The sequence below is a fragment of the Holdemania sp. Marseille-P2844 genome (genome assembly GCF_900120005.1).
In the GTDB taxonomy this organism is placed as follows: domain Bacteria; phylum Bacillota_I; class Bacilli_A; order Erysipelotrichales; family Erysipelotrichaceae; genus Holdemania.
On the sequence record NZ_LT635453.1, the window covers coordinates 373,672 to 398,152 of the forward strand.

Sequence of the window (24,481 nt, forward strand, 5' to 3'; positions counted from 1 at the left end):
CACCTCTTATTTTCAAGAAAGTCAATTTCAAGAATTATGTGTGGTACCAGAGCTTAAAATGATAAAGAATACCTTCCAGTATAATTAAAAAGAAGTCTAATAGGTAAAAACAAAATAAAGGAAAATATTTGTCAAATGAATTATACTTAAAGTTTATTACGCATGACATGGCAATCTAAAATACGTTCAGTTTTTGTGTATCTATATTTAATAATAGTTGTGTGCTTTTACTCTATTATCAAGAATTCTTTTGAATAGGTTCTTATAAAGGTTTGTATATTCTTGCTTTTAATGACTTCTAATATTCGTATATTAGTGCAATATATTTCCTTATACTTCAATGATAACATTCTTTGCGCAAATATCTTTCTGAAATGGTAGTAGAATGACATTAAGGGCTTAAAGATATTTTCTTTAAAATTAGGAACTCTATATGTTTATCTATTTTGTCAATAAACAATATATTTGTAGTGATAAAAGTGCTAGACAATGAAAAAGTAGTTGCCAAAAGACTTCCGATTTGATTTTGACATAACATCTTTACGGTGAGAAATATTTTTTTCGCCAAATGATGGATGTAGAGTAGGCTATTGCATATATTCTCAGCTATTTCTATAACAATTTTTCATTTTACGAATAAAAGTCTTTATATATAGGAGCTAATATATGTTATTAGTTAACGTTAATGTTCAGCTATCTAAAGGAGATGAGGTCACAAAGTAGTGCTAAGCGATTACTTAAATAATTCTGTATTTAACTTAATTATTTATAGTATAAAATTTATCGGTAAATTGATACTTTTAGAAAAGAAAGTTAAGGAAAACTGAAGAAGGTGTATCATGAAAAAATGTTTATTAATTATAGTATGTTCGATAATTTCACTGCTATTTTTTAATGTATTAACTTTATTTGTTTATTGCACACAATCGGAGTTTCTAGGTGTGAAATTTCTTCGTACTGCCTCTATAAATAATGTTAATAGTCAAATAACGTATATGAGCGATATGGAACTTAACAGTGTTACCGCTTACATCCAATTGAACTTTGAAGGGAGAAGCTGTAAAATAAATAAACCCGAAGGTTTAATCGGAGGCTACTATAAAGGGCCATATTATTGTGATAATGATGTGCCATGGATCATATATTTTGGGAAAAAGTATAATACGATCATAATTGAAGATGTTTATGATATGAAAAAAGAAAATAATGGAGGAGTAAGTTATAAGCATTCTGGTATATTTTATGTAGGAATAAATGTAGATGAGTACAAGATGCTGAGAATGACAAGACACGATTATATCAAAAAAATAACAGCGCTAATTAAAGAATGGTCACCTGAATTTGACTAAGGTGATTATAATGTTTATTTTTAAAATTTTGTGGATTTTAGAAAGACGAGATTTAAAATCATTTATAATTTAGGAAAGATTTTATCACCAGAATGAGTATTGAAAAAAAGCCTATAAAACAAGCCAGGAAACTTGCTGACGATCAATTTGTTAAGGTCATTAACTTAACCATGAGTCTCTCGCTTAGCCCTAACATACGACTTTTTCTATAGAATTCATTCACTTTGAACATAATGATATAATCCTGTAAAAAGGCATAGCTGACCCCTCTGAAACGCTGAAGATATTGTTTAAGATTATTATGCAGTAAATTGACTTTGTCCAACGTGTAAGTGTTAACCTTTCTCTTTCCACTCGGAATCTTATGCCACTTTACCTTTAACGCTTTTACAAGTCGGTGGTAAGATCGCTGACTGTCTGTGACCAAGTCACATCCTTCTTTAATCTTTCCTTGAAAAACATGAATTAAGCTGGAGGCTTTGATTCGTCCGACATCACTGGCTTGAATTACGCTCCTGCCCTGGATATCAATTGCACAGCATATGTTGACCTTCTGCTTACTAATTCCTCGTTTTTTTGAGCCTTTCAGTTCTTCCTTTCCTTTTTCTATCCGTTCAACAAAAGTTTCATCCAGATAGACTGTTCCCTCTAATTGATCCTGGTTCATCAATGCATTTAAAGCATCATTGACTTTGTGCCGCCACCGAAAGGCAGTATTTCGATGAATTTGAGCTTCGCGAGCACAAACATCTAAGCTTTCTCCACGAAGATAACATTCTAAAAATCGTTACCATGGGTCATAATTTTTATGTGTTTTATAGAAAACAGAATGGACGTTATAAACAAAGACCTTATTACAATTTAGACAATAAAATCGCGGAATTCCTGCTTTTTGTTTGACCATGCGGATAACAGTGAAGTCTGCCACAATGCGGACAACGGGCTAGGGCTTGATTCTCTTGTAGATATCGAGATAAGTATTCATGGTTGAGGGCTTCCCGTTTTTTTTCTCAAAGCTTCAAGACTGATTTCTTTTTTCATATTCATCATCTATTTATTATTAAAACGTTTTTTCTTTGTCCCTTTAATCGGACAGTACTGCATCTGGTGATGAAATTTTTAGGAAAAGAGAATAATTGATAGGAGGTCAGCCTTGTAATGAACAAAAAAGCTGAATATCCATATTTATTTGTGGTCAAAATCAAGCAACTATGATCTTATAATTTTAAGCTACAATAAAGTTAATACGGGAGATATACTTATGAAAAGATTATCCTGAAAAAAGGTTCTAACAAGGATTCCTGAAGTTTATCTTTTGGATAGTTCAAAACACGCAAACAAACAATAGAGTTGGAATAATCGAAGGGGAAAAAATGAAAAAATTCTTATATCGTCATGGATGGTCTTATGATCAAGTTCGTAGCCTTAAAGTGGTTCCTCTTTGTTTTTTGGTATATATCTTAGTAACTTATGGTTTTACGGCAATGACCAGGAATCAATCTATAGGCCAGGAAACTCCGCTAATAATTTATCTTTCGGATCTTGGTTTTGTGGATGAAAGCGTAGAAAAAAATCATAGCTGGACTGATGGATAAGGAAATAAACGAGTTGAATGTATCCTTTTGGGAGAGGATCCGGCTGCCAATCAACATGTTAGATTTAATGTTCAAGTGGTTGATTACCAAGAAAATATAAATCCTGTGGTTGGCTATCTGCGTGAGATGGGAATAAGCGTTCATCAAAATACGTTTCAAAAGCAAGATCTTGAACACTATCTTGAAGATATGCATGAATTAGACGCTGAACAATGGGGATCGGAATTGGCCTATTCAAGTCAGACATTTGATGTTGAACTCACATCCTATGGCATACCGAATAATACAATTTATCTGCTTTCCGAAAACAGAGCTATAATATTTCGCTATTATACTAAAATCGAAATAAATCAGGAACTCATTGACAGCGTGGTTTCTATCTACCAAAAATCGTTTTACTAATGAGGATTGGGTTCTTATTCATAAAGAGGCAAGAGGACGATCTCAATCTGTTAAGCATGAGATGTTTTTCGAAAATCAAAACAAGCAGAGAGGCGGCCGCTGCCTGTGGGAATCCCGGATTATCGTTTCGCTTCTTTTGAATCTTGCTATGCAGATCAAAGAAGCTGATCAAAGATTTTATTAATGAACATCCGTTAGTATTCCTGTTCACCCGACTCCGGCATATTGGAGAAACGCTGAATATAGATATGCTATGAACAATTTTTAAAAAGACAGGGAAAGATACTTCGGTTTTAGCCTGACAAAAATATCAACGATATTTTCACTGCTGCTCACAAAGCAAAAAATGAAATTTACCCGTGATCGGGATAATAACAATTTTAAGATTTCCATTTCATAAAGTATTTGGGGAAACTGAGGGGCAGGGAAACGAAATCTGATGCACGAAGGGCTGTTTATTCATCCCGGACTACATCTGTCTTTTCTGCGGATATCGTGATCTCAAAAAGTCAGCCAGATTTTCAGCCGCTTTCTGGTTCACATAATCTCGCCGCACAAGCAATCCAACGAACCAGTGATAATCACGAAACGGCGTCATGGTTAATCCCGGCAGCGGAAAGGCTTCGATTAAAAGATCAAAAATCATGCCTTCATTCGCTGAAATTCGATAAAACGTCTCAATCGTATTCGGGCTGTTTTCAAATAGAAAAGACTGTCCCCTTTTCTTCAGGTCGCGAAACAGGGGCGGATATGTATTTTCAAGGCTGCCCATGCCGAAAAAGCGGTATGGCAAAATGTCATCAAGGGTTAAGCAGGATTTTTTAAAGTCCAGTTTGGAACTATGCGTACAATAAACCGGACATTCAAAAATTGGGAATTTATTGAATTCTGACATGTCATCATGGAATTGAAAGATCAGCGCCGCATCCAGCTGCTTCTTGCGAAGCTGGCTGAGACATTCGTCCAGTTCTAAAAAGTGCCGTTCTATATGAAGGTCTGCCCGCTTTTCATAAGCTGAAAATTCAGCGTCGCTGACCTGAAACTGAAACGGAATCATCGAGGAACAGATGCCCAGCTGCAGCTGATGAAACTGCGGATTCAGGGCCGCCATTTTCTTTTGCAGCAGGTCAAACTCTTTCAACAGCGGAAGACTTTGTTCGGCAAGATATTTCCCTTCTGCGGTTAATGTGATCCGGTTGTGGTCGTTTTGAAACAAACGACAATGAAGCTCGAGTTCTAAGAATTGTATTTGCTGACGAAGCGCTTGCCGACTGATATAGCACTCTTGCGCCGCTTTTGTGTAATTCAGCGTTCGTGCAGTTGCGGAAAAATAACGCAGCGATTGAATATCCATAATCTCCTCCAACCGCAGGTTTTTCCTGCGTTTGTGTGATCATTATAACTGCTTTTGTCCTGGTTGAAAAGATGTTATCCTCTAACTGGATGATTTTTTCACAAACGAGGAGGAAAGAAGATCATGAAAACTGTATCACGCCGTGAGTTTCTCAAAGGCGCTGCATTGTCTGCGGCAGGTCTTGCCGCCGCGGGACTGCTTGCCGGCTGTTCCAGCGAAAACAAAGACGCTTCCCAGCAGCCGGCTCCTACTGAAGCACCTGCCGCTTCCGATTGGCTGGGCAAGGCTCCGGAATTCAAGGAAAGCGATTTCGTCAAAACCTATGAAACGGATGTTTTAGTCATTGGTGCTGGAAACGGGGGCCTTTTTGCCGCATCGGCGGCGGTCGAAGAAGGAGCCAAAACCATTTTAATTGAAAAATTCAGCGAAGAATTCGGAGGTTCCGGGATCCGCGATACGTTGGGAGCCATCAATTCCAAACAACAGATTGCCAATAACGATAATCCGGATCGGCTGGAAGTGATCACTGAACTGTACCGCGTATCGAACGGATATGGCGATATGCGGTTGTATAATACCTGGGCCGACCATTCTGGCGAGATGATCGACTGGTTTACTGAGCGGCTCAATGAAGAGGGCTGGCAGTTTCTACACGAAATTGACGGGAAAACAGAAAAGATGCGTTATGCAGCATTTGACACGGGTCACACGCTGCAGCTGGGAACCAACGCCTACGACCCGAACAATTCCGCCCGCGTTTTAAAGAAATACGCCAGCGGCCTGGGATTAACGATCCATTATGAAACCAAAATGGAAGCTTTGATCAAGGAAGAAGGAAAGGTAACCGGCGTCATTGCTTCGACGCAAGACGGTTTTGTGAAATATATTGCCCACAAAGGGGTTATTGTCTGCACTGGCGGCTACAGCCTGAATCCGCAAATGCTGCAGGCTCTCCAGCCGGAAACACTGCTTTATGACAACAACAACAGCTCTTTCCCGGGATCGACAGGAGAAGGAATTAAAGCGATGCTGTGGGCCGGAGCTAAAATGGATGACGTTCATGGCTCCGTTGTTTTCGATCGCGGCGCAATCAAGCCGGATGCGGTCGGCAATGAGGAAGGTTATATGTTCTGGATGGGCTCGCAGCCATTCCTGAAGGTTGATTTGAAGGGTCAACGTTTTACAAATGAAAGTGGTTTTTACGATCATATCCTGCATGATTCGCTGAATCTTCCTCATCATACCTACTGCATGGTCTGGGATGCTGATTATGTTGCGGATATTGAACGCTTCGATACTCACGGCTGTTCCAGAATGTTCCCGCATTCCAATGGTACCGAACCGGTTATGCCGATTCAGTACATCGACGGCGTAGTTTTGCCGCAGGCCCGCGAAGACGGCTATATTGTCAGCGCAGATACGTTAGAAGAGCTGGCTGAAAAACTTGGACTTCCCAAAGAAAACTTCGTCGCAACCTGTCAGCGCTACAATGAATTATATGACAATCAGGAGGATCCGGATTTCGGCAAGGAAGCATTCCGGCTTTCGCAGATGCGCAAAGCGCCGTTTGAAGGCATCCGCATGAGCGGCGGCTATTTCATCAATACGTTTGACGGCGTTAAGGTTAACTGCGACATGAATGTCCTGGACGAAAACATGCAGCCGATTGAAGGCTTATATGCTGCAGGCGACTGTACTGGAGGTTATTTCGCCACCAGTTATCCGAATCTTCTGGCCGGTGCGGCTGCTGGAAGAACAGCTACTTTCGGCCGCCTGGCGGGCAAAAATGCAGCCAAGCGCTCCGTCTGAGCGACTGATCAGAAAAATAGATTCAAGCTTTAATCAGGCCACGAAGGGATAGATCCGTGGCCTTTAACGATGGGGAGAACGCCACAGGAAGGGGAGCTCTCGTTATGATGAAAAGACACCCGGTATGAAAAACAGTCCGGGTGTCTTTTGCGATTTGATGACACTTCGCATCAAAATTCAGGCTTTCGATGAAAGTCCGGCTGCCTGCAGCCTTCCTGATCAATAATAAATCTGTTTCTGAATGAATTCTTTCTGCTCGGTTCCCTGCAGCTTCTCAATGATCGCAAACGCGAAATCAATCGTGGCCGCCGCGCTGCGGCCGGTGATCAGATTGCCGTCGGTGACAGTGTATTGATCGACATAGGTACCTCCGAAGTCCTCGTTCATGCTTGTGAAGCAGGTGTACCGCTTCCCTTTCAACAAGCCCAGATGTCCCAGAATCGTCGGCGCCGCGCAGATCGCCGCGATCGGCTTATCCAGCGCTTTGAATTTCAGGATGATCTGTTTCACATCCTCGCTGCTTTCCAACAAAGCATAATGCGGCCCGCCCGGCAGCAGCAGGCAATCATAATTTTCAGGGTTCAAGTCGGATAACGGAAGCAGGCCGCAGATCGGCAGATCATGCTTGCCCGTCGTCTTTTCTCCGCTGATTCCAAACAGATCCGCTTCCAGTCCGCTGCGCTTCAATAACGCCAGCGTGCCGATCGCTTCGATCTCCTCATAGCCCTTGCCTAAAATCGTGCAAATTCTCATATCCGCACCTCCATTTTCCTTATTATAAACCCAAAACTCCCCTGACCTGCAGAAAAAATGATGGTATAATAAGAACAGTTTTTTTAGAGGTGAAAGTATGGAACAATATACGCCGATGATGCAGCAGTATCTCGAGGTTAAAAAGAATTATCAGGACGCCCTGGTTTTTTATCGTCTGGGCGACTTTTATGAAATGTTTTTTGAGGATGCCAAGATCGCGTCCTGTGAGCTGGACCTGGTGCTGACCGGCAGAAACGCCGGGGTGAAGGACCGCGTGCCGATGTGCGGCGTGCCGTTTCACGCCGTGACGGGCTATATACAGCGTCTGGTTCAGAAAGGCTACAAGGTGGCGATTGTCGAACAGATGGAAGATCCGGCTTTAGCCAAGGGACTGGTCAAGCGCGATGTGATCAAGGTCGTGACGCCCGGCACGGTGATCGACGAGCTGTTTGACGAACGCTCCAGCATTTATCTGGCGGCTGTTGTGGACTATCAATATGGATTCGCCTTGTCGATCTGCGAAATGTCGACCGGCGAAACGACGGTAACGCATATTCCGCGCAATATTCTCCATTTGCAGCAGACGCTGCTGAAAAACAATATTCGCGAGATCGTCGTGAAGGAAGGCTTCGACGAGAAGTTTATCCGTGCAGTCCGCGATCTGTCCGCCGTGGCAATTTCCTATTGCGCCGAAGACCAGATCGGCGAGGAATACCTGCCGCTGTGCGAGGAAGTGAGCGACGGGGCGCAGCGGGAAGCCTATGGGCTGATGCTCAATTATCTGATCGAAACGCAGAAGCGGATGATGCATCATCTTCAGACTGTCGAAATTGAGAATGAAAACGACGTGCTGTATATGGACTTCTCAACCCAGCAGAATCTGGAACTGGTCGCTCCGCTGCGCACGCAAAGCAAATCGGAGACCCTGTGGTCGTTTCTCGACCGCTGCCAGAGCGCAATGGGGTCCCGCCTGTTAAAAAAATGGATTGAACGGCCGTTGGTAGATAAAAAGAAAATCCTGTTCCGCCAGGACCGGATCGAATACTTAATGAAAAACTATCTTGTCCGCGAGGATCTCAAGGACAAGCTGAACCAGATCTATGATATGGAACGGCTGATTGCCAGAGTGGCCTATGGTTCTGCCAATGCAATCGACTGCCAGCGTCTGCAGAAAACACTGAGCCAGGTGCCGGAAATCCTGGCGCTGTTTCAGGATGCGCCGGTTTTTCAGGAATACCGGGACGTCGACTGCTGCCTGTCGCTGACGGAGCTGCTGGACGGAGCGTTCGTTGAGAATCCACCGGTGTCCGTGAAGGAAGGCGGGATGTTTGCGGAAGGCTTCAGCGAACAGCTGGACGAATACCGTCATGCCCAGAAGGAAGGAAAAACCTGGATTCTCCAACAGGAGAATTACGAACGCGAGCGCACCGGAATTAAGACACTGAAAATCGGCTACAACCGGGTGTTCGGCTATTATATTGAAGTGTCCAAGGGCGCATCAGCACAGGTGAAGGAAGAATACGGCTATGTCCGCAAGCAGACGCTGACCAACGCCGAGCGCTACATCACCTCCGAGCTGAAAGAAAAGGAAGACGCGATCCTGCATGCGGAGGAGCGCTCCATTCGTTTGGAAACCGAGCTGTTTGCCAATCTGCTGGAACAGATCCGCAGCTATCTGCCGAAGCTGCAGAAGCTGGCCTTGATGCTGGCGAATATGGACGTCTATTACGCCCTGTCCTCGATCAGCGCGGATAACGGCTACGTTCGTCCCCTCTTCACGGAGGACGAGCTGAAAATTGAGGAAGGCCGCCATCCGATTCTGGAAAAGATCAGTCCTAACCGCTATGTTTCCAACAGTCTGGCGATGGATAAAGAAAATCAGATCCTGATCATTACCGGTCCGAACATGGGCGGTAAAAGTACCTATATGCGGCAGGTGGCGCTGATCATCCTGATGGCGCAGATCGGCTGCTTTGTGCCGGCGAAGAAATGTGAAATGCCGATTTTCGATAAGATTTTTACCCGCATCGGCGCCAGCGACGACATCCTGTCGGGACAGTCGACGTTCATGGTGGAAATGACGGAAGCGAACAACGCGTTATCTCAGGCCACGGAGCATTCCTTAATCCTGTTTGACGAAATCGGCCGCGGCACTTCCACGTATGACGGCATGGCGCTGGCTCAGGCCATGATCGAATACATCGCCGTCTGCATCCACGCGAAGACGCTGTTCTCCACACATTATCATGAACTGACCAGTCTGGATGAAAGTCTGCCGGTGGTGAAGAACGTGCATGTCGAGGTGCATGAGGACAATGGCGATGTCACCTTTATGTACCGCGTTAAAAAAGGCAAAGCCGACCGGTCTTATGGCATCAACGTCGCCCGGCTGGCAAAGCTGCCGGAAGCGGTGCTGGAACGGGCCGGCGATCTGTTAGCGGAATACGAATCGAAAAAACGCGTCGTTCAGCAGTCGCTGGGCATCGTCGAAATGGTCAAAGCGCCGGTCAAGGAACAGGGCGTGCTCGATAAATTGGAAATGGTCGATCCCAACCAGCTCTCGCCGATTCAGGCGCTGCAGATGATCATGGATTTGCAGCAGGAACTGAAGGAAGCGCAGAAAGCATAACAGCTGACTGCGATCAGTCTCACGCCGCTTTCGCCGTGGGAAAGAAGCGAAAGTCAAATCAGAAATAACGAAAGTAAAACCGAAAATAACGAAAGTAAAACCAGAAACGAGGAAAAGCGATGAAGATGTTTCGAATGCTTTGCCTGGCGTTAAGTCAGGGTTTAATTCTCGGCTTGATCGCCAGCGCAGTCCGGCAGACGCTGCGCCGCCGCAACCATCCGGATTTCACCTATACGCCTAAGCAGCTGGAACAAGGCCGCCGGCGCTGGAAGGTAGGTTCGCGGATTCTGACCTATGTCACCTTTGCGATGCTGATCCTCGGTTTTATCTGGTGCCTGTATTTTCTGGTGCTGGCGCTGGCCGATCCGACGCAGGCAGAGTACGCCAACAGTTTGTCGGAAATGATCGTCGGGCTGTTGACGATCATCTCGATCGGTTTCGCGTTTTACGAGTTTCTGCGGCATGGACAATAAAAGATGCGGCATGGACAATAAAAGATAAGGCAAACCGGCAGTTCGCCGGAGCACTTGAAAAGGATGACCGGTTCCCTGAATTTATCGCATCCTCGGGGAATCAATCGGAAACAGCTTCACAGAACAGGAGGGTGAATCCACGATGGCAAAAATACAGCAGCTGGACGCGCATTTAACCAACATGATCGCCGCCGGGGAGGTCGTCGAACGGCCGATGGGCGTCATCAAAGAACTGGTTGAAAACGCGCTGGACGCGCAAGCGACCCGGATTGAAGTTAACATCAACCAGGGCGGCACCGAGCTGATGGAAGTGATCGACAACGGCGTCGGGATGGATCGGGAAGACGCGTGTCTGTGCTTTGAACGGCATGCCACCAGTAAAATCAAGACGACGGAAGATCTGTGGGCGATTCACACGCTGGGTTTCCGCGGTGAAGCGCTGCCTTCGATCGCTTCCGTTTCCAATCTGACACTCTTGACCAACAACGGCGAAGATTCCACGCGTGTGGAAATCCGCTACGGTCAGCGCCAGTCCGCGCGGCCTTACCCCTGCAATCAGGGAACGCAGATCACGGTCAGCGGCCTGTTTCAGAAAACACCGGCCCGGCTGAAGCATCTCAAGTCGATTCCGTATGAAACCTCGCTGATCCTCGACGTCATTCAGAAGTTTGCGCTGAGCTATCCGGACGTCGCGTTTCGGCTTGTCCACGACGGCAAGGAAGTGTTCCGCAGCGCCGGCAACGGCAGTCTGCTGGAAGTTATGGCGATCATCTACGGCCGCGATCTGGCCCGTCAGTGCATCGAGGTGGAAGGGCAGGACTTCGATTACACGGTCCGCGGTTTGATGGCGCTGCCGGCGCAGACCCGCGCCAGCCGCAATTACATGACGGTCTTTATCAACCGCCGGATGATCCGCTCCTACCGGATTCAGAAAGCGATTTTGGAAGCCTATAAGAACTATATTCCGCAGGACCGCTATCCGATTGTCGTGCTGGATATCGAGATGGACAGCCATCTGTGCGATGTGAACGTCCATCCATCCAAATGGGAAATCCGGCTTTCCAAGGAGCAGCAGCTGGAATTTTTAATCCGCGATACGCTGACCCGCACCCTGCGCGAGCACATGCAGGCGCCGGAGGTCATGCGCGTGGAAACGCCGAGGGAGAAAGTGGAAATGCCGCAGCTGTTTGAAACGCCCGCGGCTGTTCCCGCCAATCAGGTGCGCGAGGATTCCGTCGAAGCTAACGAATGGCGCAGACAGGCGGCCCTGATGAGCGAACAGCGCGAACGGGAACAGATCACCGCGTCGCTTTCCCGGGAAATAACGCAGAATCCGGAAGCTGCTGGAAAAGCGGAAGAATCCGCAGTCTTGCCAGCGGAGCCTGAAGCCCTGATTAAAAAAACAGAGGTGGAAAACCGGGAAGGATCGTCGCTAACAACGCCGAAGCCAACCGCAAAGACCTCATCTGCGGACAGCCTTTCCGATCAGCTGTCAAAGCCGGAGCCGCTGGATCCCCGGGTTCAGTCGACAGAAGCTTCGGCCGAAGCGCTGCGCTCAGTTCCAAAACAAACCTTCCCACAGATGCAGGTGCTGGCTCAGATGCATGGCAAATACATTCTCGCTCAGGACGAACACGCGCTTTATATTGTCGATCAGCATGCCGCGCAGGAACGTGTCCATTTTGAAGAAGTCCAGCAGCGCTTTCTGGATCAGGAGCCTTTAATGCAGGAGCTGCTTGTGCCGATCATTTTGGAAGGCAGCGCGTCCGTGGCGGCCCGGCTGCAGGAAATGAACGAACTGCTGGAACCGATGCACATCCATCTGGAAAACTTCGGTCAGAACAGTTTGATCTGCCGTCAGCTGCCGGCCTGGATGAGTGAAATTGACGAACAGGCGTTCTTACAGGACGTGCTGGATTTGTGGAAAGACGGCCGCGAAGTCCGTGCGGAGGATCTGCAGCGGCACCGGCTGGCAACGATCGCGTGCCATCATTCAATCCGTTTCAACCGCGTATTGTCGTTAGGCGAAATGCAGGAGGTAATCGAACAGCTGGCGCGCTGTGAACAGCCGTATCACTGCCCGCATGGCCGTCCGACGTTCATCACCATCACGGAAAAGCAGCTGATCAAGGAGTTCCAGCGATGAAGAAAGTGCTGGTACTCGTCGGTCCGACCGCCGTCGGCAAGACGGCGTTTTCGATTGAACTGGCGAAACGGTTTCACGGTGAGATCATCAGCGGCGATTCGATTCAGGTCTACCGCGGGCTGGATATCGGATCGGGGAAGATTACCGAAGCGGAAAAGCAGGGCGTGCCGCATTACAATATCGACACGCGGAATCCGAAAGAAAAAACGAGCGTCGCGGATTTTCAGCGGGAAGCCCGTGCAGCGATCGAAGCGATCAGCGCCCGGGGCAAGCTGCCGATGATCGTCGGCGGCACGGGTTTGTATATCAAAGCGGCCCTGTATGATTATCAGTTTCAACCCGAGGATCCGCGCGCGCAAAGCTTGAGCGAAGAACTGGAACAACGCGATGAAGCCGAGCTGTATGCCTGGCTGAAACAGGTCGATCCGCCAACCGCGGATCAGATTCATCCCCATAATAAGCGCCGGATCATCCGCGCGCTGGTGATTCACGAACTGGCGCAGACGCCGAAAAGCGAGCTGGAAAGCCGGCAGGAACACAGAATGATGTACGACACGTTCATTTGCGGTCTGACTTGCCAACGGCAGGCGCTGATAGAGCGGATTGAAAAACGCGTCGACGGAATGATCGCCGCCGGGCTGATCGAGGAAATCCGCGGCTTATTGCGGCAGGGCGTCAGCTTTGACGATCAGTCGATGCAGGGCATCGGCTATAAGGAATGGCGCGGCTATTTTGAAGGCCGGGAAACGATCGATCAGGCGCGGGAACAGATTTTAACGCATACCCGGCAATTTTCGCGCCGCCAGATGACCTGGTTTACCCGGCAGACGCCGATCCGCTGGGCGGCGGTCGATCAGCCGGGTGAGAAAGAACAGGCAGTGGCGGAAATCGCCGTCTGGCTGAAGGAGGAATGTGCGTGGAAACACCGCTGCAAAGACTGGAATTGTTAGTCGGTCCGGCCGCGATCGGACGGCTGAAGCAGGCGTGCGTGCTGATCGTCGGCATCGGCGGGGTCGGCGGGTATGCCGCGGAGGCACTGGGCCGCAGCGGGATCGGAAAATTAATCCTGGTCGACGCGGACACGGTCGCCCCCAGCAATCTCAACCGACAGATCATCGCCACGCTGGATACTTTGAACCAGTCGAAAACCGAAGTCATGGCCGCGCGCATCCGCAGCTTTGCCCCGGAATGCGAAGTCCAGGCGGTGAACGTGTTTTTCAACGAGCAGAGCGAGAGCCTGTTCGATCAGAAGATCGACTACGTGATCGACGCGATCGACACGCTGTCAAGCAAGCTGGCGTTGATTGAAATGGCGCAGCGTCATTCTGTGCCGTGCATCAGCTCGCTGGGAATGGCGAATCGGTTTGATCCGACCCAGCTGACCGTCACGACGCTGGATAAGACCTGCAATGATCCGCTCGCCCGGGCCCTTCGCCAGATGGTGCGCAAGCGGGGCTTCAACGCGAAGATTCCGGTTGTCTGGTCCAGGGAGCTGCCGCGCACGCAGAATCAGCTGGTCAACGCCGAAGGACAAACCTTGAAGCAGAAATATCCGCCGGCCAGTACGATCTTTGTGCCGGCCGCCGCCGGGCTGACCTGCGCTTCGGTGGTGTTTCAGGCACTGATCAATTCCATCGAAGAATAGGCGGAAAGAACGAAAGCTTTCAGCGGTTCCGGTTGAAGGAAGAGCCGCATTCTTCTCGGGATTTCCCATGTGTTTGCCAGATTGAGCTTTTCAGCCTGCGAAAGTAAAGCTGATAAGGACAATGAAAATTCAAAGGAAACGGTGGAAATAGTAAAAACAAGAAGGCTTGTCTGTGATTTTGCCTGAACTGATCGGGCAAAAGGCGGCAAGTCTTTTTCTTCTTACTCATTCGGCAAAGAAACATTCTTCACTCTTCGTCAGGGATAAATAAGCCAAAAAAAAGGTTGTTTTCAAGAAATTGAACGTCGGAAGGATTAAAAACTGAACAAAGGATTAAAATTTACGAAAGAAGGATGAAATTACTGAAATAAGTGTACTCATCGCTGTCAGTTTTCGATATAATACCACCGTTGAGGGGGTATTTTATGAAGCAAATCAAGAAACTGGCCCGCCGGGGCATGGCGCAGACGCTTGCCTTGCTGGCAGCCATCTTTTTCGGCGTCACCGCCGTCTTCGGGCTGATCATGCTTGGCGAAGGCGTCGAGCAGGCGCTGATGATGGTTGTGGCGATGGTGCTGATGTTCGGAATAATCATGTTGATCTTCGTACTGATCGGCAGCGTTCCGTATCTGCGCATCGGCAAAATGATTAAGCGTCAATGCGAGGATTTGGGAATCGAATTGAACGAAGAGGAAGAATTTGAGTTCGTGACCAAAGAGATTTCGATGAGTAAGAACTGGATTGTCAGCGGTCTGTACGGTTCCAATTTCGCGCTGCACCGCCGCAGTATCGACCATGTCGAGGAAACGAGCTACTATCAGAAGGGGCGCACCTATCCGATGATTCTGTTGTTTGTCGGACTGAAGAAAAAGTATAAGATTATCTGCAGCCGCAAGGGCGATTTCGAGCGGGTTACGGATGCGCTGGATCAGTGGTTCCCGCCGTTGGAGACGCCGGAAAATACAGCCGGAGAGTCTGCCGATAAGACACCGGTCAATCCGGCTGTGGAAGATCGTCAGGCTCGTCGGGACCGGATTCTGCGGCAGGAGCAGGGCCAGAGCGGTAAGAAAACCATTGCGGCGATCCTGGGCGTTGTTGGAATGGTCGTCGTGTTCTCTGTAATCTATAACCTGCTGCCAGCGCGCACATCCGCGCCGAAAACAACGCCGAATATCGTGAGCCAGCCGCAGAAACCAAAGGCGAAAGACCGTCAGGTTGACGCGTATATCGCAACGGTCAAAGACGATCAGTTCCAGCAGATTGCCAAAGGGTTGATCGTCGAGACAGACGGCGATGAGGATTCGATTGAACCGTTGATTGTATCCAGTGAAAACAATCAGACGAGGTTCGCCATTTACAACGGAACACCGTATTTCTTCTACGGTCAGATGGTGGTCTACGATGAAAACAACAAAGAATTAGGCACTCTTGAAATTCCGCTGGCGAAGCCTTATGAATACTGTTTCCTGAACGACTATGTCGAAGGGGCTGCCAGCAGCTACGATTATTCTGTCGCAGAATATTACTCGTTAAGCTATGCCGCAACGGAAGCTCGTTATCAATTCACGCTCAATGGCGACGAGGAGAGCAGCTGGAGCGATATTCTGTTAGCGTCGGAAGATGTAAGCGAGGACAACGTGGAGGAAATCTGCATGGCGGAATATTATTCCAACGTTCTTTCGCAGATCTCGTCTGAGGAATTGATGTTTTATGATGAAAATGAGCTGAGCTATGTCAATGAGGATGAAAATCAGAGATTGGACCGAGCTTCGGCGAAGTATCGCGCAGTATTGGATATTGATCGCGGCGTCATTGAGTGGTATTCTAATAACAACGGATCGGAGACGGCGTTGTCTTCGATTTCTATGAAATAAAGGAGGATATATTATGGATCGTCAGGAAGTTGTTTCGTCCTTAGGAGGCGTCAGCCTTTCGCAGCATCTCACCCATACGTTTTTATGGATGACTGCCGGTTTGGCCGTCACGGCGATTGTTGCTTTTCTTACTCTGTTCAGCGGGCTGTGGATTACGATTTATTCGTTCTCGTTGGCGCCGTTGGTGTTGTTGGTCGCACAGCTGGGCGTGGTTATTTTTCTGACCGGCAAGCTGGCTAAAATGCAGCCTTCGACGGCGAAGCTGTTGTTTCTTGCGTATTCGGCGCTGACCGGTATTACGTTCTCAATTCTGCCGCTGGCCTATGGCTTCGGCACGATGTTTATCGCTTTTGGGTTCACCGCGCTGATGTTTGGAAGCATGGCCGTCATCGGCATGACCACAAAGAAAGATTTAAGCGGTCTGGGCCCGATTCTGATGGCCGGACTGATCACGATGATCGTCATCACGATCGTCGGCTGGTTCATCAATCTGGACGCCATTTCGATGGTGATGAATTATATCATGATCGGAATTTTCCTGGGCTTGACCGCCTACGACATGCAGAAGATGAGAGCGATGTATTATGCCTGCGAATCGGAACCGGAAATGCTGGATAAGATTTCCATCTATTCCGCACTGGATCTGTATCTCGACTTCATCAATATTTTCCTGTATGTTCTGCGGATTTTAGGCCGCAGTCAGAAAAATTGACAGCCAGGCTGATCTGGAAAGCTGACTCCTGCGAAGAGGTCAGCTTTTTTTGCATGGCTTGGACTCCTTTTTCAGCTGAATACTGTTCGAAGTCCGAATGACGATTGGAAAACGGCAGGGGGATCAAGTTTAAGCCATAAATGACTACCCTTTTCGCTCTCTTTCTGCAATAATAGAGATAAGGAAAGACACGTTTGAATGGGTATGTTGAAAATCGCGTCGTAAAAAAGGGAGGATAAGATGAAAAACATAAGCCGGACAGTCAGCCGCTTCTTTGTCGAAGTCATGGACGACTGGAAAATGGACTCACAATCGGCCGTTCTGACGATTACGGACAATGAACTTCGAATTGAGGGTGAACAAATTCTTTGTTTGCCCCGGGCGCAAATCCGCAAGGTGCAGCCGTTTTTGAACGCCAGCCGCGTGGAGGCGGATCCGACATCCGGGAAAGCTCTGGAGGCGGAACCTGATCTGGCGCTGACCGTAGCCAGTCCGTCTGGAATTGACCGGCTGTTATTGATCCGGGTGCTTAAAAACGAAGGAACACGAACAGAAAGTTTATTTGAACAGCTTCGCCAATAACCGCCGCCGCGGTTATTTTCGTCTCGCCAGGCCGGCGGTTATGGTGTAAAATAAAGAAGTCTATGCGAAACAGAACAAAAGGTGGGATGAGCGTGAGAAAATGGATAAGAGCACTGGCGGCCTGGGCGCTGGTCATCGGCATGATCCCGGCGATGCCGGTCAAAGCCGAAGAAGAACTGAATCTGGATGGCGAATCGGCGGTTTTGATCGACGCCGACAGCGGCGCGGTGCTGTATGAGAAAAACGCTGACGATCGCCATTATCCTGCCAGTATTACAAAAATTATGACGGTTTATCTTGCCTTAAGTCAGGGGCATCCCGATCAGATCCTGACAGCGACCGATACGGCGATTGACAACATCGACCGCAAATCCAGTCATATCTGGCTGGATTATGGCGAAGAATTATCGTTAAAAGACGCCTGTTACGCGGCGATCATGGCCAGTGCAAATGACGCGAGCAACGTTCTGGCCGAAGCGATCGGCGGATCTCAGAGCGAATTTGCGGAGATGATGAACGAGGCGGCTGCGGCGGCCGGGGCGAAGAACACCCATTTTGCCAACGCGCATGGTCTGCCGGATGAGGACCATTACACCACCGCCTACGACATGGCGATGATTACCCGGATGGCGATTCAGAACGCGGATTTCGCGGAGATCTTCGGCACGGTGAAATATGAAATGCAGCCGACGAACAAGCAGAAGGACGTCCGTTACTTCGCTTCCGGCAACGATATGCTGAAAAAAGGCGAGTTTTTCTATGAATATGCCACCGGCGGCAAGATCGGCTGGACGGAAGATGCCGGCTACACGATCGTGACCACCGCCTCCAAAGACGGCGTGAATCTGATCGCGGTCGTTCTGAAGAATTCCAACAAGAACGCCCGCTATACCGATACCCGGACATTGTTCGATTATGGCTTTGCCAACTACAAGCAGATCACCATTCCCGCCTCTTCCTTTGAAGAAAAGACGGTGGAGATCAAAAAGCGCGGGCAGCTGTGGGCCACGGCAAAGTTTACAATGAGCTATGATTTCAAGATTCTCGCGCAGGCTGACGACGATGAAAGTCAGTATACCGCCAGCGTAATCGTCGAGAATGAAAAGGATCCGGACACGGTTCAGGCTTACGCAATCCTGAATAAAAACGGCGTGGAAATTGCCCGGCAGGCGATGGAGAAGGAACTGGCAGTCAATGATATCAGCTTCAAGGCGACGACCTGGCCGATCATCCGAAAAGGGCTGGATCTGTTCAGCGTCGGCGTGTTCGCCGTGTTCATGGGATTGTTTTTCATCGCAGCTCTGGGGCGAATAAGCCGCCGGCGTTTGTGAGTAAGGGAAAGAGGAAAACCTCTTTTTCTTTTTGGCAAATTCAGGTACAATGAAAAGCAAAGAGAATGATAAGGAACAGAAAAAAGGTAGAGGGGACAGAAAATGCTCAAATTGTTGGTTACCGATCTGGATGGAACATTGCTGAAAATTGGAAACGAGCTGTCAGCCGGGATCAGTGATGAAAACCGGGAAGCTCTGACGGCGTTTGTCAACGAAGGCGGGCATGTGGCGATCGCCAGCTCGCGGGGGGCGGACGCTCAGACCCTGATCAGCGGTTTACTGGGGGTTCCGGTCGCTGCGATCGGAATGAACGGGTTTATCATTTTAAATGAAGACGGAGAAAAAATTAACGAGCACTGGATGGAGTTTGACGACTTTGCGGAACTGGCAGAATTCATTCAGAAACATCGGATCAACGGTTCCCTGATCACCCGCGGGGATGATGGCGGTTCCTATGGTTTTGGCAGCGAAGCGACTTATCCCCAGCGGTTAACGCCGGACAGTCCGGTTATCCGGCAGAACTGGCGGCTGGAATTTGCGGATTTTGCCTCGCGCTCGGGCCGCTGTTCAAAGATCAGCTTGTTTGTGGAACCCGCCCAGCACAGCGAAGCGTCGCGGCTTTTGCACGCCGCCTTTGACGGTCGGTTTGAGATTGCGGCTTCGGATGTGGATATGTTGGACGTGAGTCCGGTCGGGATCAACAAGGGCAGCGGTATTCTGGAACTGGCGCGGGCGGCAGGAATTCACAAAGACGAGATTGCGGTGGTCGGGGATAATGAAAACGATTTGTCGATGTTCAAGGTCATTCCGTTAAGCTATTGCATCGACCATGCGGCCCCGGCTATTCAGGCGCAGGCTTCCTGCAGTGTCGCAACGGTGGCGCAGGCGTTGGCACTGGCGCGGAAAGCGGCGGAGTAAACGGTTATCCATCGGAAAGAGAGAGCACAGGCATAAGTAAAAAAATCTGGACATCCAGATTTTTTTTCAGGAGAGATGACCAATGAAATGGATCAAAATCGGGCGATCCTTTCCCAGCATCGGCAGCTGAGTCCTGCCCGATTTCAGACATGGCAGAAGATCGCGCATGCTGCAGAGGAGCTGACTTATCGTCTGCAAGCTTTCCTGATGGAATAGCTTCTCGATCTCCTGCGGCGTCGTACAGGTGCGGTTTTTTACATGCGGACTGCCGTTCAAATCAAAAACCTTCCTTCCGATCACGTCCCTTGTCTGCTTTTATTACAGCGTGTTCCTCGAGGAAAAAGAAAAAAGGATGATCTTCATCAAGAAGAACATCCCTTTCCGGGTTTGTTATTGATAGGCGATCGCTGCCCACATCTTACCGGAGTAGCCGATTGCGATCTTTGTCGAGCTGCTGCTCAGGATGATCGCCCGATGGCCTGAAGAATTCATCCACCAGTTGAATTTATCCTGCACAGTGCTGCCGGCGTAGGTCAGAATCTCCAGCGGATGACTGTAAGAAACGCCGTATTCATCAAACGCCGTTTTATAATGGGAACCATCCGGACGTTTGTGGGAAACATAACCTGCCGCTTCCGAAGCGCGGACGCCAATCGCCGCCTGCGCGTTTTCATCGCCCAGCGACAACGGATCCAAACCGGCATCGGCGCGGGCATTGTTGATCAGGTTCAACATGGATGTAATCGCGTCGCCAGCGACCACGCCGCTGGATTTCGGCTTCGGTTTTTCCTTGACCTGGACGCCCAGCGTGGCAAAACCCACGTTGCCGGAAGCGTCAGCGATCGAGAAATAAACTTCATATTCGCCGCTTTGAGAAGCGTCGACATAATTCTCTACCCACAGCTGCTGGATGTCTAACGGTTCCAGACTGTTGTCGGAAACAGATTCCACCCAATCCAGCGGATTCCATTCCTCTTCGTATTCCAAACGGATGTGCGGATACTTTAATTCAATGACCGGAGCGGTTGTATCCTGAATGTCCAGGGTCACTTCGCGCGACAAGGTTGTCTGCAGCAGACTGTTCTGCGCAGCGCTGTTGTTCAGCGTCAAATGAACCATGACATCCTGTTGTCCAATTTTGCTCAAGTCTAACTGATCGATTTTAATTTCGGCATTCGTCAGATCAGCGGCCGGGGCCATCAATGTCGTTTCTTCGGCCGGGACACTGACAGCGGCTTCCTGAAATAACGCTGTTTTAATTTTATCAGCGGCATTCAGGTCGTTAATTTCCAGACGGATCGTTGGCTTGACGTCTGCTTCGGATTCACCCTCGGCTCGGATCGGAGAAGTGATCGCCGCAGTGGTAAAGCATGTAAGCAAGGTAACGATCGTTAATGAACTGGAAAGAGCTTTATGTTTTTGAGTCATAATTTCCTCCTTCGGTTCACGACCATGATTATTGTATAATGAAATAATTTCGATGGCAAATTGAATAAGGAAATTTTCACAGAATTCACATGAAAATCCCACATTTGAAGGCCTTTTTGTTAAAAATGGGAGAAAATTCCTTCGTTTTTCTTTCCCGGAAATTCATAAAAATTTAAGAATTCCGTAGACACTTCTTCAAAAATGACTAGCAAAACCGACTCATTCTGAGTGAATCCGCAGACAAAATGACGTTTTTGTCAGATTTCCAATGCGGGCGATCGGTCAAGATTCTTCTTGAAAAAAGGTAAAAATATCAGATTTTTTAACCTTCAATTTTTGTGATGGCACCGCTTGCATTTTCGGGGTGAAAGGGCGGTGCGGGCAGCCTGAAAATTCAGCTGAAAACCAAGCTTGAGATGCGATAAGCATAACCGAAGCGGGTGGAAATTTTGAGACGGTGCATAACCGAAAATGAAAAAGTCCGGATCGTTGCGAAGACGTCCAGACCTGTTAAAACGTGAGCGAAGCGGAAATTCGCAGCGGGTTATTTTCCCCGCTTCAATTCTGCCAGATTTTTGGAGCGAACATAGCGTTTTAATGATTCATAGTTGGCCGCCAGCTGTTTTTCATAGGCCGAGGTGGCCTGCGGTTGGTAAAACCGTTTGGTTCGGATCGCGTCGGGCAGATATTGAATCTTGTGCCACAAATCGGGACGATCATAAGGATACTTGTCTTCTTCCTTCATGCCGACCGGGGTGAAACGCAGATAGGCCGGCACCGGCGGATCGCTGGCTTCCGCTTCCGCCATCGCGGCCTGGATCGCCAGTTCGCCTGACTTGGATTTTGGGGACAGCGCCAAGTCGATCACCGCAACGCCCAAGGGAATCATGCCTTCCGGGAAACCCACGCGCTTGGCGGCGTCGATCGCCGAGATCGTGCGGGCCACTGCGGCCGGATTGCCCAGCCCGATATCCTCATAGGCGATGACCAGCAGCCGCCGCTCGATCGAGTCCATATCACCCGCCTGAATCAGCCGCGCCAGATAATATAAGGAAGCGTCCACATCGCTGCCGCGGATCGCTTTCTGAAATGCGCTGACGGCGTCGTAATGTCCGTCGCCGTCCTTGTCGATGCCCTGTACCGGCCGCTGGACATATTGCCGCACCAGTTCCGGGCTGATCACCGGTTCATCGCTGGCGATCGCGCACAGCTCGAGGACGTTCAAGGCATAGCGGATGTCTCCGCCGCAATAGCTGGCGATCAGTTCGGCTGCTCTCGGATCCAGTCTGACTTGTCCGTTTAAGCCCTTTTCACTGGCTGCCGCACGGTTGAGCGCCGCGATGATATCGTCGGTTTCCAACGGCTTGATCGCGAACAAATGACAGCGGGAACGGATTGCCGGATTGATCGCCATCGTCGGATTGGAGGTCGTCGCGCCAATCAGGATAATCCGCCCGTTTTCCACATGCGGCAGAAGCAGATCCTGCTTGTCCTTATTTAAGCGGTGAACTTCGTCGATGATTAAGACGAGTCCGTCGTAAAATTTAGCTTCCTCAAAAATGGTGTCGAGTTCTTTTTTATTGCCGGTGACGGCGTTGAACAGCCGGTAAGGCAGATGCAGCTCGTTGGCCAGCACTGAGGCCAGCGTCGTTTTGCCCGTCCCCGGCGGCCCGTAAAAGATCATCGAAAACAACCGGCCCTGTTCAATACAGCGCCGGATCACCTGCCCGGGTCCGATGAGATGCTGCTGACCGATCACCTCGTCCAAAGTTTCCGGCCGCATTCGAAAGGCTAAAGGTTGTTTCATGCGATCAACTCCTTCGTCTTATTTTACCATCTGAAAACAAAATAGGAAACGTTTCTTCTTTCCGGCAGCCGAAGTGCTTGGGCAGGTCCGGAAGAATCGTGCTTTTCAGGAGTTTGCGCAGAGAAATTAGGAAAACAGAAACGAGAGTGAGAACTGATTCTGTTTGATAACGACCGCTTTGCATCCTCTCTGTGCTTGCGGTGCAACGGTTTTCCGTTATAATTAAAGAGAAGAAAGACAGAAAACTAAAAATGAGAAAGGTTTCTTATCAGGGAGGAAGTCATGAGAGTAGTTTTGCAGCGGGTGAGTGAAGCGTCCGTCACGATCGACGGGCAGCTTGTTAATGAAATTCAGCAGGGATATCTTTTGTTAGTTGGAATCGTCGACGGCGACACTGCGGAAACCGTTGAGAAAATGGCTGCGAAAGTACATGATCTGCGCATTTTTGAAGATGAAAATGGTAAAATGAATTTATCCATTGAGCAAATCGGCGGACAGGTGCTGTCGATTTCCCAGTTCACACTGTACGCCAACTGTAAGAAAGGCCGGCGTCCAAGCTTCGATCAGGCAGCTCGGCCGGAGATCGCCAGTCCGTTGTACGACGCGTTCAACGACGCGCTGCGAAAGACAGGCCTGGTCGTCAAGCCGGGCATTTTCGGAGCCGAGATGAAAGTCCGGCTGCTCAACGATGGGCCGGTGACGTTAATTCTGGACAGCCGCGAATTATTTTAAGCGCGGGCGGTCTTAAAGCCGCTTGAAACAAAAGCGGGCAAAGAAAGCAGGAAACAGACGGAAAGTCTGATCAAGGAGGAAGACGATGGCACAGGTGATTTATGGCTCTGAAGTATCAAAAGACATCCGCGCAGAACTGAGCGAACAAATCGGGGCGCTGCGGGCTGCCGGACGGCGGATGCCGAAGCTGGCAGTGATTCTGGTTGGGGATAACCCGGCTTCGCTTTCGTATGTCACCGGCAAGGAAAAAGCCTGCACGCAGGTTGGAATGGAATCGGAGCTGATCAAGCTGCCGGCTTCGACTTCTCAGGCTGAACTGATGGCGGTGGTCCGGCGTTTGAACGAGGATCCGGCGGTCGACGGCATCTTATGCCAGCTGCCGCTGCCTCAGGGATTGGACAGCGCGCAGGTGATTCGCGAAATCCGGCCGGACAAAGATGTCGACGGCTTTCATCCGATCAATGTCGGCAAGCTGCATTTAAAAGAAGACGGCTTTGTGCCGTGCACGCCGCTGGGTTGTATGGAGCTGCTTCATCGGATGGGAATTAATCCGGAAGGCAAGCGCGCGGTCGTGCTGGGCCGAAGCAATCTGGTCGGCGCGCCGGTTGCGCGGCTGTTGTTAAATGAGAACGCGACCGTCACGATCTGCCATTCCAAAACGGAAAATCTTGCGCAGGTGTGCGCGGAAGCCGATATCCTGATCGCCGCGGTCGGCCGGGCCAAAATGGTCACGGCGGACTACGTGAAGGAAGGCGCGGCGGTGATCGACGTGGGCATCAACCGCAACGCTGAAGGCAAACTGGTCGGCGACGTGGACTTTGCGTCAGTCGAGCCGAAGGCCGGATTCATCACGCCGGTTCCCAAGGGCGTCGGGCCGATGACGATCACGATGCTGCTGAAAAATACACTGAAGGCTTATCGTCACCATGAAGGGGAATAACC

General features: G+C 49.2%; 22 protein-coding genes and 1 pseudogene. 17 read left to right on the top strand and 6 right to left on the bottom strand.

Annotation, left to right across the window (positions count from 1 at the left end):
• Positions 1 to 995: 995 nt before the first annotated feature.
• The gene (locus BQ7364_RS14380; RefSeq protein WP_159432820.1) at positions 996 to 1,349 is read left to right on the top strand and encodes a hypothetical protein; all 354 of its coding nucleotides are present in this window, start codon (positions 996 to 998) and stop codon (positions 1,347 to 1,349) included.
• 142 nt (positions 1,350 to 1,491) lie between these two features.
• Here BQ7364_RS14380 and BQ7364_RS14385 read toward each other — a convergent pair.
• Positions 1,492 to 2,115, bottom strand: a pseudogene (locus BQ7364_RS14385) (IS1595 family transposase); the annotation flags it as partial.
• 607 nt (positions 2,116 to 2,722) lie between these two features.
• Here BQ7364_RS14385 and BQ7364_RS17835 point away from each other — a divergent pair.
• Together BQ7364_RS17835 and BQ7364_RS14390 are read left to right on the top strand one after the other, a co-directional pair.
• Positions 2,723 to 2,944 carry a hypothetical protein gene (locus BQ7364_RS17835; protein ID WP_139248653.1) on the top strand — a complete coding sequence of 74 codons (222 nt, stop codon included), beginning with the start codon at positions 2,723 to 2,725 and terminating at the stop codon, positions 2,942 to 2,944.
• A 27-nt stretch (positions 2,945 to 2,971) separates the two neighbouring features.
• A complete protein-coding gene (locus tag BQ7364_RS14390) occupies positions 2,972 to 3,346 on the top strand; it encodes a hypothetical protein (RefSeq protein ID WP_072685351.1) in 375 nt (124 codons plus the stop codon).
• Positions 3,347 to 3,815: 469 nt separating this feature from the next.
• On the opposite strand, the gene BQ7364_RS14395 is transcribed toward BQ7364_RS14390, so the two are convergent.
• The gene (locus BQ7364_RS14395; RefSeq protein WP_072685352.1) at positions 3,816 to 4,700 is read right to left on the bottom strand and encodes a LysR family transcriptional regulator; all 885 of its coding nucleotides are present in this window, start codon (positions 4,698 to 4,700) and stop codon (positions 3,816 to 3,818) included.
• Positions 4,701 to 4,823: 123 nt separating this feature from the next.
• On the opposite strand from BQ7364_RS14395, the gene BQ7364_RS14400 reads away from it, so the two are divergent.
• The gene (locus BQ7364_RS14400; protein ID WP_072685353.1) at positions 4,824 to 6,509 is read left to right on the top strand and encodes an FAD-dependent oxidoreductase; all 1,686 of its coding nucleotides are present in this window, start codon (positions 4,824 to 4,826) and stop codon (positions 6,507 to 6,509) included.
• A 219-nt stretch (positions 6,510 to 6,728) separates the two neighbouring features.
• Here BQ7364_RS14400 and BQ7364_RS14405 read toward each other — a convergent pair whose 3' ends face one another.
• Entirely contained in the window at positions 6,729 to 7,262 is a 534-nt protein-coding gene (locus tag BQ7364_RS14405) for a DJ-1/PfpI family protein (protein ID WP_072685354.1), read from the bottom strand.
• A gap of 97 nt (positions 7,263 to 7,359) precedes the next feature.
• Between BQ7364_RS14405 and mutS the strand changes: the two genes are divergently transcribed.
• The 11 genes from mutS (at position 7,360) to BQ7364_RS18435 (ending at position 19,788) form a co-directional block, all read left to right on the top strand.
• Positions 7,360 to 9,891, top strand: coding sequence for a DNA mismatch repair protein MutS (mutS, locus tag BQ7364_RS14410; protein ID WP_072685355.1), 2,532 nt, complete (start codon positions 7,360 to 7,362; stop codon positions 9,889 to 9,891).
• Positions 9,892 to 10,010: 119 nt separating this feature from the next.
• A complete protein-coding gene (locus BQ7364_RS14415; protein WP_072685356.1) occupies positions 10,011 to 10,364 on the top strand; it encodes a hypothetical protein in 354 nt (117 codons plus the stop codon).
• 142 nt (positions 10,365 to 10,506) lie between these two features.
• Entirely contained in the window at positions 10,507 to 12,510 is a 2,004-nt protein-coding gene (mutL, locus tag BQ7364_RS14420) for a DNA mismatch repair endonuclease MutL (protein ID WP_072685357.1), read from the top strand.
• Complete coding sequence (miaA, locus tag BQ7364_RS14425) at positions 12,507 to 13,460, top strand: tRNA (adenosine(37)-N6)-dimethylallyltransferase MiaA (RefSeq protein WP_072685358.1); 954 nt, start codon at positions 12,507 to 12,509, stop codon at positions 13,458 to 13,460. The genes mutL and miaA overlap by 4 nt, the downstream gene beginning before the upstream one ends.
• The gene (locus BQ7364_RS14430) at positions 13,427 to 14,155 is read left to right on the top strand and encodes a tRNA threonylcarbamoyladenosine dehydratase (protein WP_234973195.1); all 729 of its coding nucleotides are present in this window, start codon (positions 13,427 to 13,429) and stop codon (positions 14,153 to 14,155) included. Before miaA ends, BQ7364_RS14430 begins: the two co-directional genes overlap by 34 nt.
• Before the next feature lie 425 nt (positions 14,156 to 14,580).
• Entirely contained in the window at positions 14,581 to 16,029 is a 1,449-nt protein-coding gene (locus BQ7364_RS14435) for a phage holin family protein (RefSeq protein WP_072685360.1), read from the top strand.
• A gap of 13 nt (positions 16,030 to 16,042) precedes the next feature.
• Positions 16,043 to 16,741 (top strand): Bax inhibitor-1/YccA family protein, encoded by a 699-nt coding sequence (locus tag BQ7364_RS14440; protein WP_072685361.1) that lies wholly within the window; start codon positions 16,043 to 16,045, stop codon positions 16,739 to 16,741.
• Positions 16,742 to 16,981: 240 nt separating this feature from the next.
• Positions 16,982 to 17,323 (top strand): hypothetical protein, encoded by a 342-nt coding sequence (locus BQ7364_RS14445; protein ID WP_072685362.1) that lies wholly within the window; start codon positions 16,982 to 16,984, stop codon positions 17,321 to 17,323.
• 92 nt (positions 17,324 to 17,415) lie between these two features.
• A complete protein-coding gene (locus tag BQ7364_RS14450) occupies positions 17,416 to 18,654 on the top strand; it encodes a D-alanyl-D-alanine carboxypeptidase family protein (RefSeq protein ID WP_072685363.1) in 1,239 nt (412 codons plus the stop codon).
• 102 nt (positions 18,655 to 18,756) lie between these two features.
• Positions 18,757 to 19,572 carry an HAD-IIB family hydrolase gene (locus BQ7364_RS14455; protein ID WP_072685364.1) on the top strand — a complete coding sequence of 272 codons (816 nt, stop codon included), beginning with the start codon at positions 18,757 to 18,759 and terminating at the stop codon, positions 19,570 to 19,572.
• A gap of 75 nt (positions 19,573 to 19,647) precedes the next feature.
• Positions 19,648 to 19,788, top strand: a complete 141-nt coding sequence (locus tag BQ7364_RS18435; RefSeq protein ID WP_234973196.1) for a hypothetical protein — start codon at positions 19,648 to 19,650, stop codon at positions 19,786 to 19,788.
• 174 nt (positions 19,789 to 19,962) lie between these two features.
• Here the strand turns inward: BQ7364_RS18435 and BQ7364_RS14465 are convergent, their stop codons facing one another.
• The 3 genes from BQ7364_RS14465 to BQ7364_RS14470 all read right to left on the bottom strand — a co-directional run bounded on the left by BQ7364_RS14465 (position 19,963) and on the right by BQ7364_RS14470 (position 22,807).
• Entirely contained in the window at positions 19,963 to 21,000 is a 1,038-nt protein-coding gene (locus BQ7364_RS14465; protein WP_072685366.1) for a CAP domain-containing protein, read from the bottom strand.
• 282 nt (positions 21,001 to 21,282) lie between these two features.
• A complete protein-coding gene (locus tag BQ7364_RS18055; protein ID WP_159432821.1) occupies positions 21,283 to 21,429 on the bottom strand; it encodes a hypothetical protein in 147 nt (48 codons plus the stop codon).
• Between the two features lie 115 nt (positions 21,430 to 21,544).
• Complete coding sequence (locus BQ7364_RS14470; RefSeq protein WP_072685367.1) at positions 21,545 to 22,807, bottom strand: replication-associated recombination protein A; 1,263 nt, start codon at positions 22,805 to 22,807, stop codon at positions 21,545 to 21,547.
• Positions 22,808 to 23,089: 282 nt separating this feature from the next.
• Here BQ7364_RS14470 and dtd point away from each other — a divergent pair, with 282 nt between their 5' ends.
• Both dtd and folD read left to right on the top strand, forming a co-directional pair.
• Entirely contained in the window at positions 23,090 to 23,539 is a 450-nt protein-coding gene (gene dtd / locus BQ7364_RS14475; RefSeq protein WP_072685368.1) for a D-aminoacyl-tRNA deacylase, read from the top strand.
• An 85-nt stretch (positions 23,540 to 23,624) separates the two neighbouring features.
• Entirely contained in the window at positions 23,625 to 24,479 is an 855-nt protein-coding gene (gene folD / locus BQ7364_RS14480) for a bifunctional methylenetetrahydrofolate dehydrogenase/methenyltetrahydrofolate cyclohydrolase FolD (protein WP_072685369.1), read from the top strand.
• Positions 24,480 to 24,481: the final 2 nt, after the last annotated feature.